Origin of the sequence: Chryseobacterium joostei (genome assembly GCF_003815775.1) — a bacterium.
Classification (GTDB): Bacteria; Bacteroidota; Bacteroidia; order Flavobacteriales; family Weeksellaceae; genus Chryseobacterium; species Chryseobacterium joostei.
Genome location: NZ_CP033926.1, coordinates 921181 through 934939, shown reverse-complemented (window position 1 = coordinate 934939; position 13759 = coordinate 921181). Strand labels below are relative to the sequence as shown.

The 13759-nt window shown below is 36.3% G+C and carries 8 protein-coding genes; 5 read left to right on the top strand and 3 right to left on the bottom strand.

The features are described 5' to 3' along the window. The first annotated feature begins 26 nt into the window (after positions 1-26). The 3 genes from EG359_RS04395 to EG359_RS04385 are packed head-to-tail and all read left to right on the top strand — an operon-like array spanning position 27 to position 5646. Entirely contained in the window at positions 27-1379 is a 1353-nt protein-coding gene (locus EG359_RS04395) for a TolC family protein (RefSeq protein WP_076351587.1), read from the top strand. Between the two features lie 9 nt (positions 1380-1388). Beyond that, on the top strand, positions 1389-2450 hold the full coding sequence (locus EG359_RS04390) for an efflux RND transporter periplasmic adaptor subunit (RefSeq protein ID WP_076351589.1): 1062 nt from the start codon (positions 1389-1391) through the stop codon (positions 2448-2450). A 7-nt stretch (positions 2451-2457) separates the two neighbouring features. Next, positions 2458-5646, top strand: a complete 3189-nt coding sequence (locus EG359_RS04385) for an efflux RND transporter permease subunit (protein ID WP_076351591.1) — start codon at positions 2458-2460, stop codon at positions 5644-5646. A 77-nt stretch (positions 5647-5723) separates the two neighbouring features. Here EG359_RS04385 and EG359_RS04380 read toward each other — a convergent pair whose 3' ends face one another. From EG359_RS04380 to EG359_RS04370, 3 genes are all read right to left on the bottom strand, one after another. Then, positions 5724-6620: a retropepsin-like aspartic protease gene (locus EG359_RS04380; RefSeq protein WP_076351593.1), complete on the bottom strand. Its 897-nt coding sequence runs from the start codon at positions 6618-6620 to the stop codon at positions 5724-5726. Positions 6621-6794: 174 nt separating this feature from the next. Beyond that, complete coding sequence (locus tag EG359_RS04375; RefSeq protein ID WP_076351595.1) at positions 6795-7559, bottom strand: hypothetical protein; 765 nt, start codon at positions 7557-7559, stop codon at positions 6795-6797. Positions 7560-7708: 149 nt separating this feature from the next. After that, entirely contained in the window at positions 7709-8473 is a 765-nt protein-coding gene (locus EG359_RS04370) for a hypothetical protein (protein ID WP_228434881.1), read from the bottom strand. 222 nt (positions 8474-8695) lie between these two features. Between EG359_RS04370 and EG359_RS04365 the strand changes: the two genes are divergently transcribed. Together EG359_RS04365 and EG359_RS04360 are read left to right on the top strand one after the other, a co-directional pair. Then, positions 8696-10999, top strand: coding sequence for a tetratricopeptide repeat protein (locus tag EG359_RS04365; protein ID WP_076351597.1), 2304 nt, complete (start codon positions 8696-8698; stop codon positions 10997-10999). Positions 11000-11018: 19 nt separating this feature from the next. Beyond that, positions 11019-13487 carry an SEL1-like repeat protein gene (locus EG359_RS04360; RefSeq protein WP_076351599.1) on the top strand — a complete coding sequence of 823 codons (2469 nt, stop codon included), beginning with the start codon at positions 11019-11021 and terminating at the stop codon, positions 13485-13487. Positions 13488-13759 lie beyond the last annotated feature (272 nt).

The following is a 13759-nucleotide window of genomic DNA, read 5'->3' as shown; positions in this document are numbered from 1 at the left end:
TAAAAAAATAAACGAAGTATAAAATTATGAACAGAAAACGTATAACTGCTAGAAAGCTAAAAATAGGGATAGCTGCAGCATTTATGATTTTCGGCTTTTCATCGGTGTCTGCCCAGCAGCAGGTTTCTCTGCAGGAGGCAATTAAGCAGGCTCTTCAAAATAAAGCAGAGGCTAAGAAAGCAGCTTTACAGATAAAAAAAGCCGAATATAAGATTGATGAGGCCAGAGCCGGTGCTCTTCCGCAGATCAGTGCAACAGCCGGACTTACATATAATCCGGTTATTCAGGAATCTTTGCTTGAATTTGGTGGAGAGAGAATCAAAGCTCAGTTGGGGCAGCCTTGGAGCTCCAGTGCTGTTGTTCAGCTTCAGCAGGCTTTGTTTGACCAAAGAGTTTTCACAGGGCTTAAGGCAGCAAAATCTACAAGAGAGTTTTACGTACTAAATGCTGAATTGACCAATGAGCAGATCATTGAGAATGTAGCAACAGCTTATTATCAGGTGTTTGTACAGGAAGAAAACCTTAAAACAGTAAAAGCTAGTTATGCCAATACTGAGAAAGTAAGAAACGTTATTAAAAGTTTGGTAGATAATGGTCTTGCAAAAAGTATAGACTTAGATCGTACCAATGTACAGCTTACGAATATCGGTTCAAACAAGCAGCAGTTGATTAACTCTGTTGAGCTTTCAAAAAATGCTCTGAAATTTTATATGGGAGTTCCTATCAGTACAGATATCGAGCTTGAAGAAAAAACGATTGAGCCTAAACCTGAATTGATAGCAAGTAATGTAAATCTTGATAACCGTACGGAAATCAGAGTTTTAAATAAAAATAGGGAGCTTCTTCAGTTTAACAAAAAAGCTACAGAAGCCTATCTTTATCCTACAGTTAACCTTACAGCAAACTATGGTTGGGCCGGAATGGGGAAAAAATTTCCTTTAACCAATGGGCTTAATAATGGAGTGCTTTGGAGTGATTATTCAGCAATCGGTTTGAATGTTAGTATTCCTATTTTCACAGGTGGGGCTACAAAAGCTAAAATTCAGCAGGCAGAAATTGATCTTCAGGATTTAGATCAGGATATCCAAAAAACACAGCTGAGTTTGGATCTGGATTATAAAAACTCCATCACCAATATGGAAAATGCAATCATTAACATCCAGAGCATGAAGGATAACGTAGATCTTGCAGAAAGAGTACAGAAAAATACCCAATCCAATTATCAGTATGGCTTAGCAACACTTACAGAAGTCTTGGATTCTGAAAATGCTTTAACACAGGCAAAACAGAACTATTCTAATGCATTGTTGGATTACAAGCAAGCCGAGATCAAGCTAATAAAAGCTAAGGGTGAATTGAACACACTACAAAACTTATAATAAACTAAAATGAAAAAAACTTTAATATATATCATCGTAGCAGCTGTACTTGTAGGGTTGGCCGCATATAAGATTGCAGGTAACAAAGAAAAGCAGACTCAGGAAGTAAAGGAGGTTGCCAAGCAGGTAGATAAAATCAATGTAAACATTGTAACGGTTACAAGAGAAAATATAGATACAGACTATTCTGCAAACGGAACATTTCTTCCTAAACAGGAGATGAATCAGTCTTCTGAAATTTCAGGACGTATTGTAAGCGTTTTGGTAAAAGAAGGTTCTAGAGTAGGTGCAGGTCAGGTTTTAGCAACAATAAAAAGAGATGCTATCGAAGTTGACGTTACACAGGCTCAAAATAACCTACAGAATGCTATTATCGATAATCAGCGTTACGAAAATGCCTTTAAAACAGGAGGTGTTACAAAACAGCAGGTAGATAATTCAAGACTGCAGCTGAAAAATGCACAGGCAGCTGTGAAAGCACAGGGAGTACGAGTAAATGATACAAGTATCCGTGCAGGTATCAGTGGTACAATCAATAAAAAAATGGTTGAACCGGGTACTGTTGTTTCTGTAGGAACTTCTATGTTTGAAATCGTTAATATCAACAGTCTGAAGCTTTCTGTATTGGTAGACGAAAGCCAGATCGGTAAAATTCAGCTAGGGCAGGAAGTTCCAATTAAGGTTAACGTTTTACCTGAGGATTCTTTTGTAGGGAGAATTACATTTATTGCTCCAAAAAGTGATGCTTCTTTGAATTTCCCTGTTGAAATTGAAGTTCAGAACAGAGGAAACCTAAAAGCAGGTATGTATGCAACTGCTAAGTTTAGTACAAACAACGGTGCAGAAACTCAGAATATGCTGACAGTTCCTGCTGAAGCGTTTGTAAATGGTGTAAGTTCAGGACAGTTATTCGTTGTTCAGAATGGTGTTGCTAAATTAATTAAAGTAACCATTGGAAAAGTTTACGGGGACAAAGTACAGGTATTAAGCGGATTGAACGGAGGTGAGCAAGTGGTAACCAGCGGACAGATCAACCTGGACAACGGATCTAAAGTAAACATTATAAAGTAAACGATATATGAAGTTAGCAGAAATATCGATTAAAAGACCCTCGTTGGTAATTGTATTATTTACAATTCTGACGTTGGGAGGTATCCTGAGTTATACGCTCATGGGATACGAATTGATTCCGAAGTTTGAAACCAACATGGTAACTATTTCTACGGTGTATCCGGGAGCTTCACCGGCAGAGGTGGAGACGTCCGTCACCCGAAAGATTGAGGATGCCGTAGGTTCTTTGGAAAACGTAAAAAAAGTAGAATCTTCTTCATACGAAAGTTTATCCGTTATCATGGTTCAGCTGAACGATGGTGCAGATGTTGACTATGCTTTGAATGATGCTCAGAGAAAGGTAAATGCTATTTTGGCAGACCTTCCGGATGATGTAAAAGCACCGTCATTGAATAAATTCTCCTTAGATGATTTACCAATTATTACAATGAGTATTTCATCTGATAAATTAAACAGTAAGGACCTTTACGACTTATTAGATAAAAAGATAGAACCCATTTTCTCCCGTGTAAACGGTGTCGCTCAGGTTGATCTTGTGGGTGGGCAGGAAAGAGAAATTCAGGTGAATCTGGATGAGAAAAAATTACAAGGGTACGGACTTTCAATAGGAGATGTACAGCAGTCAATTCTTTCCTCAAACCTTGACTTCCCTACGGGTAGTTTGAAAACAAGGACTTCAAAATCTACGATCAGATTATCAGGGAAATATAAGTCTATTGAAGAAATGAACAACCTTGTTGTTTCCAACAAAAATGGTGCACAGGTTCGTTTATCTGATATTGCAACAGTTTTTGACTCTCAGAAAGATGCTGAAAAAGTAGCGAGATTCAACCAGTCTTCTACCATTTTGATGCAGGTGAAAAAGCAGTCTGATGCAAATGCGGTGGCTGTATCTGAAAGTGTTCAGAAAACCATTAAAACAGTAGAAGAAGCTTATAAAATTCAGGGAGTAAAAGTGAAAATTGTAAACGATACAACAGAATTTACCCTGGAATCTGCAAACCACGTTATTTTCGACTTATTCTTAGCGATTATTCTTGTGGCAATTGTAATGCTATTGTTCCTTCACAGTATCAGAAACGCATTTATCGTAATGGTTTCTATCCCTGCTTCATTGGTGGCAGCATTCATCGGAATGAACCTAATGGGATATACTTTGAACTTGATGAGTTTACTAGGGTTGTCCCTTGTGGTAGGTATCCTTGTGGATGATGCAATTGTTGTACTTGAGAACATCTACCGTCACATGGAGATGGGGAAAAGCAAGATTAGAGCAGCCTATGACGGAGCCTCAGAAATCGGGTTTACCGTTGCAGCGATTACATTGGTAATTGTAGTGGTATTCTTACCAATTGCAATGAGTTCTGGTCTTGTAGCAAACATCCTGGCTCAGTTCTGCGTCACGGTTGTTATTGCAACATTGCTATCATTGTTGGCTTCATTTACCATCATTCCTTGGTTGTCATCAAGATTTGGTAAATTAGAGCATTTAACAGGTAAAAACTGGTTTGAGAAATTCATCCTTTGGTTTGAAGGGTTAATTGATAAATTTACTCACTGGATCACAGGAATTCTTGAATGGTGTCTGAAAACAACGTTGAGAAGAATTTCTACCGTGATTATTACATTTATTGTTTTGATCAGTTCATTCATGCTGGTAGCATTTGGTTTCATTGGAGGAGAATTCTTCCCACCAATTGACCGTGGCCAGTTCTTGGTACAGATGGAACTTTCAAAAGATGCAACCGTTGAAAAAACAAACCAATTAACATTAGATGTTGAAAAGTTCCTAAGAAATGATAAAGATGTTGTAGACCTTATTACAACAGTAGGACAGCAGTCTACAGGTTTTGGTGGTGCTCAGGCAACAACATACCAATCTGAGGTTCAGGTAAACTTAACAGACAAATCTGAACGTTCTGAAAGTACCAACATCAAAGCTGCAAAAATAAAAAGAGAGCTAGAAGAGAAATTCACAGGAGTTGAATTCAAAACTGCTCCAATCGGTATTATGGGTGCTGAAAATGCTCCAATCGAAATGGTAGTAACAGCTCCGGATAATGCAATGGCTGTAAAAGAAGCAACAAGAATTTTAGAATTATTGAAAAAAGTTCCTGGAGCAGTAGATGCAGAATTATCCACAGACTCAGGTAACCCTGAAGTACAGGTGTCTATTGACAGAGATAAAATGGCTTCTTTAGGATTGAACCTTTCAAGTGTAGGACAATCGATGCAGACTGCATTCAACGGAAATACAGACGGGAAATTCAGAGCCGGAGAATATGAATACGATATTAATATCCGTTTTGGAGATGTAAACAGACAATCCATTGATGATGTTAAAAATCTTATGTTTACAAACCCTCAGGGACAGCAAATTCGTTTGAGCCAGTTTGCAGATGTAAAGATGGGTTCAGGACCAAGTTTGCTTGAGCGTAGAGATAAATCTCCATCTGTAAAAGTAAGAGCAAAAGCAGTGGGTAGACCAGTTGGTGATGTTGCCAATGAATGGGCAAAACAGTTTATGGATAGTAAGCAAAAACCTATCGGTGTAGATTACATCTGGAGTGGTGATATGGAGAACCAGCAGGAAGGTTTCGGTACTTTAGGGATTGCATTATTAGCAGCTATCGTATTGGTATACCTGGTAATGGTTTCACTATATGACAGTTTTGTATATCCTTTCGTGGTATTGTTCTCTATTCCATTGGCGATGATCGGGGTAATGGTTATCCTGGCCTTGACAGCTAATTCATTGAACATCTTTACCATGCTGGGTATGATCATGTTGATTGGTCTTGTTGCGAAGAATGCAATCCTTATCGTTGACTTTACGAATGCAAGAAAAGCAGCAGGAGCTAATACACACGATGCTTTGGTACAGGCCAACCATGCACGTCTTCGTCCGATCTTGATGACAACCATTGCGATGATCTTCGGTATGTTACCGATTGCATTGGCAACAGGAGCAGGAGCAGAGATGAACAAGGGGCTTGCATGGGTAGTAATTGGTGGTTTAACATCATCACTATTCCTTACCTTGATCATTGTACCGGTAGTATACTCTTTATTTGACTCTGTTCTAAGAAGAATGGGTAAAGATACTAAAGTAGACTATGAAGCTGAAATGAAAGCTGAATACGAACACAGAGAACTAAATGAGGACGGATTTACTCCTAAGCATTTAGATAAATAAATCAAGCCTTTAATTAACCGAAAGCGCCTCAGAATTTCTGAGGCGCTTTTTTATGATCAACAATAACTTAAAAATAATTAGTTAAACTCCGAATACAGATTTTTATTCAACTTAAAATAAATAAGCTGATTCTTAAAATCAATAATGGTATTGAATCTTTTTAAAAAGCCATTTCCGAAAAATCCCGCCATTTTTTCTGAGGCATCAATCCCTTCAGTAGAGCCGGAAAGTGTGATAGGAATATTATAAAGGTATTTCTGTGCAAATTGAATGGATGGACAAAGTACAACAGGCATTTCATAAACAGATCCATCAGAACCTTGTGCTGTGGCCTTTCCGATAGTTTTCATGGTGCTGCTAAAGGCATTCTTTTTAGCATAGGGAGAAGCTATAGTTAAAGCATCGTCCGCTCCGGTGTCAAGACCGAAAAATCCTGAGTATTGCTTATCATTTACAGTGATAATACTCTCTACGGCGGGATAGTTGTCAATCATGTGAAGCTTCATTTTTTCATATCCTGAATAATCAATAGAGGTATCATTTTCATCATAAAACCGGATTACGTTTTTGTGATAATCGATCTCAATGATTTTCCCTTTCATCATATCTGTACCGAAGACTCCATCAAAATTTACGATGCCATAAGGAATCATGGTGAAAGTAATATTGTCTTTCTGAATGTTTCCGAATTGTAAAATATTGTGGCTGCTGTAATCAACAGTATTTACACCATTTGAACCTCTGTTTTCTGACCTGCCATTAATTTTAAGATTTATTTTTTTCTTTGAATTGATATTGATGACAGAACCATCTGCTCCCGTGTCAAATAAAAACTTGATGCTATCCGTTTTATTTACTTTACATTGTAGATAAACAGAATTGTTCTCCAGAGAAAAGGGAATAATTGCAGGCCCCTTTTGTGCCGAAACTGCCATGCTGATAAATGCCGTAAAAAAAAGATAAATAAAATCCATATGGGTACTATTTTCCAGCGAAAATAAATCTATTTATAGCCAAGGCAAAGAAATAGAATGTCATTAACCTTTCCTTAACTGTTCTTTAACCCAGAACTTTCATTCATAGGATTTTAAATAAAAAAACAGTACCCAAAATGAGTACTGTTGTATAATATTTAAATTCTTAATTTTTTATGGTTCATCGCAATTTCTTTTCAGCTTTGTAAAGATTTTGTCAAAACTTTTATAAACCGTTCCTTCATCATCACGCTTCTGTCTGAAACTGCTGTTGGCACAGTTATGAAAACTAAGACCAATCAAATCTATAAGAGCATAATCTTCTTTTTGAGGATCATCCATTTTAGCATTGAATCGGTTCATCACCCCTTGCGGATCAGCATTATTTTTACTTTTAAGCTCAGTATACATCTTCCATGAGGCAAACATTTTCTCTCTGTCAGGAGAAGATATGGCATCAATGGGTTCCTTGCAGGTGGCATAGAACTTACTGTTTTTAAGAGTAGTGGGATCAGAAAAAGCCAGAATTTCTTCCTTGTTCAGTTCGTATTCATTTTCAAAGGTCTGTATTGCCTCTTCATACAAATTTTGCCATACAGGCAGATTGATTACCTTAAGGCTGTAAAGCTCCTTTTTCTTTTCCTGATATTGTTTTTCCAGATTTTCTAAATGGATATCTTTATTTTTACGAACATCTTCAAGGCTCGAAAGCTTAAAGATAGGATTAGTATCAAAATGAACCCCGTTGAATTTATATAGAAGTTTGTTAACCCCGTCTATTTCTTCTTTTTCATATTTGGTGGCATCAAAATATCCCTTGTTATCACAATTGAATGTCTGATAGCTGTATAGTGTCAGATTGTTTGTTTTTGTGGGGCCTTTTTGTCCCCAAACAGGAGCAGATAAGGCTATGGAAAGCCCAATCATCATATTTTTCATGCGCATAGTTGTAGAAAGAATCCGAATTTTCTAAAATTTCAGTGCAAAATTAAGGCTTTAAATTTGAAAATTAAAGAATTAGATCAATTTTATCTATCGATTTTTGTAATTTAATGTGAATTTTGATTTTTTGCTTTAAACAGGCGGGTTTATGGCTCGTCGCAATCCCTTTTCAGTTTTACAAAAACCTTTTCGAAAGCCTTAAATAAAGTACCCTCCTCATCTATCTTAGTTCTGAAACTGTGATTAGCGCAATTACTGAAAGCATTAATGAGATCTATGAGTGCAAAATCATCTTTTCGTTGATCGTTCCATTTAGCATTAAAGGCGTCCTTTGTACCGGAATAAGTTTCTTCATTATTTTTTTGCTCAAACAAGCCTTTCCATACCGAATACATTTTTTGCTTATCATTGGTGGTGATGGCATCAATATGTTCTTTACAGGTATTATAAAATTTACTGTTTTTAAGAGACTGAGGATCAGAATAGGCCATAAGAAGCTCTTTTCTGAGTTGATATTCGTTTTCCAAAAGCTTCATAGCCTCTTCTTGCTGTTTTTTCCAAATAGGAAGATCCATTGTTTTAAGGTCCAAAAGCTCTTTTTTTCTCTTCAGATAGTCTTTTTCAGCTTGTTGTAAAAGGTGGTTGCTGTTACTGCGAATATCATCAAATTTTGAGGGGCTAAAAACAATAAGAGAAGAAAACGGAGACCAGTCTAAAGGATATAAAAGTTTGTAAGTACCATCTATTTCCTCCTTTTTATATTTTGAAGGATCAAAATATCCCTTGTTGTCACAACCAAAAGTTTGATAGCTGTAAAGTACCAGTTTATTACTCTGAGCAGGCTTTTTTTGTCCCCAAGAAGCAACAGATAGAACCAGGGAAAAACCTATCATCATTTTTTTCATATACATAATGCCCGAATTTTCTGAATTTTGGGTTTAAAAATACTCATTTAAACCCAAAACTTAAAGAATTAAACCTGTTTTTATTGAATGCCTTTCCTTATTTTATAAGCTTTGGCATTTGTTTTTCACTTTGTTTTTTATATTTTGCATAGAATATAAAGAACGTGCAGAATTTATCTGGGCGTGCAGCAAATGAAATGATAGAATTATTAGAACAAAATATTAATAATGTATAATAAATTAGAGCAGCTGTTTTATCAGGGAGACCTGGAACAGTGTATTGCAGAGGGAGAACAATATTTATTGTCTAATCCTGAGGATGAAGAGGTATTATTCTTAATGGCAGTAGCCTACCATGACAGGGTTTACTATGAGGGGCATGAAGAAGCCTACAATGCTATTCATGACAAGGTAATCCCTTATCTACGCAGGATCCTAAATGTGAATCCCAACAACATAAGAGCACTTTATAATATCCTGAATTATCCTTTAAGCAACGAATATACACTCATGCAGATAGGCAGGGTGAAAAAACATATTACTGAGGAAAATAAAGCTGAATTTATAGGCTATGCAGAGCGTTTACTGGACGATTCTGAAAATGAAGTGTATGGCTACGATTTTTTAGTCAAAATATATGAATCTCTGGGTGAGAATAAACCTCTTTTGAATAGTCTTGAAGCGGGGATGTACTATTTCCAGAGAGAATTTGCAGATAATCGTGAACTTAGAGATAAGAACAGGTCACTGTTTTGGATCAAAAAGATCTATCTGCTGGACCGTGAAAAGATGATCTCAGGGGAAGAACTTACCGCTCTTATTGATCGGGAACATTCCACATTTGTAAGCAGAGAGGATTCTGACTTTATAAACCTTGCAGATATTGCTTATGAAAATAATGCGCCGGATCTTTCATTGAAGATGATGTTGAAAGCCATTAAAGGGAGTAACAGTGCCATGTTTATACAGGAAAAGCTGGTAGAATGGCATCACCGTTTTGCAGAATTGATTCAAAACGGATTCAATAATCCTGATGTTTTCTATTACCAGCTGATCATTGAACGGAATTATGCTGATATGCTTAAAATTCCAGCCGATTTTTACAAACAACATGCCCTTGAGGTTATCAATGCCCATCCGCAAATTTTCTCAGGCTATCACTTTGCAGGAACTTATTTCTATGATGCAATGCAATATTCAGAAGCAATTCCTTTACTGGAACAGGCTGTAGAACGATCTTCCAATGCAACAGCATGGAGACGAAAAGTAGAATCAGAATATCACTTACATAAAATCATACCCTCTGAAATTCCGGCTTTCACAGATTTGCCTACTGATATTTATAACGAAGGGGTTTATCTTAATGAATTTATAGAGGAAATAGAGGATGAGGAAGACAAAATCAAATGGACTGAAGTTAATACTATGGTTTACCAAAAGGCTTATGAAGCTTTTCAAAGATATTATGAGGCAGAACAGTTTGAAAGCAATTATTACAACGATATGCACACCAGAGCGATGTGCTGTAATAATCTGGCCATTAAGCATTCTTTACTGGGTGATCATCTTTCTGCAATAAAGGTTGCCTCTGAAGGGTTGAAATACTCAGAATTCAGAGAGCTTCATCTTGTGTTGATTGATGCATTGCTATTTGAAGAAAATTATGAGAAAGCAGAAGAGGCACTGAATAATTACTTCGGTTTATATGATGATGAGGATGAAGATTATCTCTATAAAAACCTGTACTATAGAGCACGCCAGATAGAAGTACTAGGGTTGCAGGGCTCTCCTGAAGTGTATTCTGATGCTGAAGAAGCCCTTAATTACTTCTACCAGCACACAATGGATAATCCTGAGATCAGTGATTATGACTACAGGGATCTGGAAGCAGGTAAAAATGTTTTGGAGGGAATCCTTTATCCACGCCTGGAAAGTGAAGATCACGACACCAGATTATCTTATTATAACGATCTGGCAGAACGTTTTCCTCAGGAGCCTAATCCGCAGTATGCATTGATGCAGATCTATAATGAAGAAGAAAACTACAAAAATGTAGCGAAAGCAGCCAAAAACTATCTGGAAAATAAAAAAGACTTCCTGTTAAATGATTTTGATAAGGCCAAAACAATTTATATGATCGTTAAAAGTAATTTTCTTCAGGGTGATTATACAGAAGCAGCTTCAATTTTCAGTCAATATGATGCTGAAAATGACGACGCCATGGACCCGGAAGACTATGTACTTTGGTTAAGCTACGGAATCCGAATCTATGAAAAACTAAATAATAAGGATCAGACTTTAATGCTTGCAGAAAGATTCAACAAAATCTATAATGATGAAGAATGGGGGTATGATGATCTTACGGAAAGTGTAGAATTGGCAAAAGCTGTTGTATTGTATCAGGGTGGGAATCTTAAAGAAGCTCATGCTCTATTGGACCACGTGCGATCATTTCCTGAGTATGACTCTATTGCAGATGAATATAAGGCTTCATGGAAAAAGCCGGGATTGTTTTCTAAGTTTGGATTCTAACTGTTGAAATATAAAATATATGGCACACCGTATTTATTTATATAATTTTGATTCGAAGACCAAAGAGGTATATCCATATTACCTTGGAGAATGGAACTATGAAATTCCTGAGCTGTTCATGCCTTTATTTGGCGGAAATCCCAGATCGAAAGGGAAAGGACTTTTTTTTGATAAAATAGAGGGTGTTTCAAGATTAAAACGCTTCTATCAGCTGTTGGCAGACCATTATCAGCTCCATTATAAGAAAGCATATTACGAGCCGGTAAACAAAATGTTTGAATTTCTGGATGCACTTCCTTATGATACCTTTTCAATGAATGCAACAGATGTATTCAACATGAATGAAGAAAGCCATACAGATCAGGCCAAAGACTGGGTATTGGAAATCACGGAAAAGAATAAACTCTATGAGAAAGCAATGCGAAATCAGAATCTTACCGCGCTGGAAAAGGAAATTTTCGCAAGACATGGTTATGATACCTTTTTAGAATTGCTGGAAACAGATTGGATAGAATATGGACTGGGATACTGGAATGATGAATTGTATAAAAACCCAACAGAACCTTTTGAAGAAAACGCACTTTGGGGGCTGAAGGATATTAAAGGGAATATAGTAATACCTCCCGTTTATGATGAAATTTTTGCATTCAATACTGAAGGTATTGCCGTAGCACAAAAAAACGGTAAGTTTGGATATCTGAGAAATGATGGAAAGGTCCTCATTGAATGCATTTATGACGATGCTATTGACACTTTTCCTATAGATGAAAAAAATTATGGAAATGTAGAAATTAATGATAAATGGGGAATGATTGACATTGGTTCCGGGGAACTTATCATTCCTTGTGAATACGAAGAACTGGATATTCTTTGGTACAGCGGACTTTTTAATGCAAAAAAAGATGGAAACTACCGTGTGATTAATCTATCCAACAAACAAGTTATTGCAGATCTTTCTGAAACCCCTTTTGAGTATGATTATAATGATTTGATCTTTAGTAAAAAGACAGGAACCTCCAAGAGATCTTATTATACAATGAATGGAGTTTGCTTCGGAGAACATCCTGAAGATTCACTAGTTCATATCTCAAATGGATATTACAGAGTCAATCCTAATAAGTTTCAGAAAAAGACCAGCGTTATAAAACCTGATGGAAGCCTTTTGGATTCGGAAATAGATGTAATGATGGTTTTGGGAGACTACAGCTATACTGCTTTTGCTTACAAAAAAGATAAGGTATGGTATATCTACGACACAAGTAGTGAGCAGTTTAGGCTGGAAAACAATACCATTGAAAATATTCACAGAGACTGGTATTCCCAGTTTATGCAAGACGTATTTCTGCTTTCTGATCAAAATGGGATAGGATTGTATGATGCATCAAAAGACCGTTGGATGATTCCTTCATCCAAAGAATATAAAAAAATTGAAGCCTGTAAACAGGAAGTCTTTCGTATCACTGTTTCCGAGGGAATGCTTTATTATGATCAAAAGACAGATGTGAAAAGTGAGATTTATAATTATATCTGTGAAGGAATAGAATATGATGAACAGTTGCTTTGTCTTTTTAAGGGGAATGAAATGTTTATATTAAATTCCGAAAGAGAATTATACAAGGTTTCCAGCTTTCAAATGGGTTCTTTATATGACAAAAGATATAATCTGCGTGGAAAGGATCAGCAGTATTTTCTTAATTTCTACAATACATGGAAAGAAAAGCTAGGTTCCGGATATGAAGCTCATTTTGATAATGAAACCTTAGCATCGCGGGCCGAAGAATATGCCCAAGAAGGGAACCTTAAAGACGCTATCAGGCTTTACAAGATAGGAGTAGAGAGAGGTGATGCCAATATGATGGTGGAACTAGGATATATTTATACAGATGATAACACTCCTCCGAAGTATTATGACCTTAAGAAAGGAATTGCCTTGTACGAAAAGGCAGCATTACAGGACCAACCCTATGCATTGAATAATCTTGGCTATCATTATCAAAATGGTATAGGATACCCGCAGAACATTAAAAAAGCCTTGAAATGTTTTCGTAAGTCTGCTGAGCTAGGCAATGGGTTGGCTATGCAAAACCTGGGGCTTCTATACTTCTATGGTGATTATGTATTGCAGGATTATGATATTGCGTTGGAATATTACAAACAGGCAGAAAAGAAATTCCATTTCAATGAGGATAAGATATCTGAGATTTATTATCAACAACATGATTATGCAAATCTTCAACGCTATTTAAGAAAAGACAGCGAAAATACCTATTCCAATATCTATTACGGAATCCTGTACGATGAGGGGCTAGGCGTAAAGCCCAACATAAAAAAAGCGATCAGTTACTATGAAAAAGCTTTGGAATATTCTACTTATACCCATGCTTTGAGTAGACTTCTGTATTTTTATAAGGAAGATCCAACTTTTGCCAATCCGGATAAATATAACTATTGGAAAGCATTTGGAGAAGAGAATGATATGGATGTATAATATGAAATTTTTAAACCATTAAGGTGATAAGAAAATTTTATTTCTTTACTAATCTTAATGGTTTAAATTGATCTTTTAATAATAAGTCTGTTTAAACTTAATCACAAATTTTTTTATTTTTAACACTTTAGTACACTTTAGAAAGTGTAAGGAAATATTACACAATTAAGTTCACATAAGATGAAAATCTTTGATTTTCAACAAAACTTTAGTGTACTTCTTATATACAAAGTATACCACTTAAATAGCTTAAGTGTTTAAAAAGCTTGTGT

Coding starts and splice junctions, on each gene's coding strand:
- EG359_RS04375 (WP_076351595.1), bottom strand. CDS start 7,559: ATGAAAAATATGATGATTGGGCTTTCCATAGCCTTATCTGCTCCTGTT.
- EG359_RS04365 (WP_076351597.1), top strand. CDS start 8,696: ATGTATAATAAATTAGAGCAGCTGTTTTATCAGGGAGACCTGGAACAG.
- EG359_RS04370 (WP_228434881.1), bottom strand. CDS start 8,473: ATGTATATGAAAAAAATGATGATAGGTTTTTCCCTGGTTCTATCTGTT.
- EG359_RS04395 (WP_076351587.1), top strand. CDS start 27: ATGAACAGAAAACGTATAACTGCTAGAAAGCTAAAAATAGGGATAGCT.
- EG359_RS04385 (WP_076351591.1), top strand. CDS start 2,458: ATGAAGTTAGCAGAAATATCGATTAAAAGACCCTCGTTGGTAATTGTA.
- EG359_RS04390 (WP_076351589.1), top strand. CDS start 1,389: ATGAAAAAAACTTTAATATATATCATCGTAGCAGCTGTACTTGTAGGG.
- EG359_RS04360 (WP_076351599.1), top strand. CDS start 11,019: ATGGCACACCGTATTTATTTATATAATTTTGATTCGAAGACCAAAGAG.
- EG359_RS04380 (WP_076351593.1), bottom strand. CDS start 6,620: ATGGATTTTATTTATCTTTTTTTTACGGCATTTATCAGCATGGCAGTT.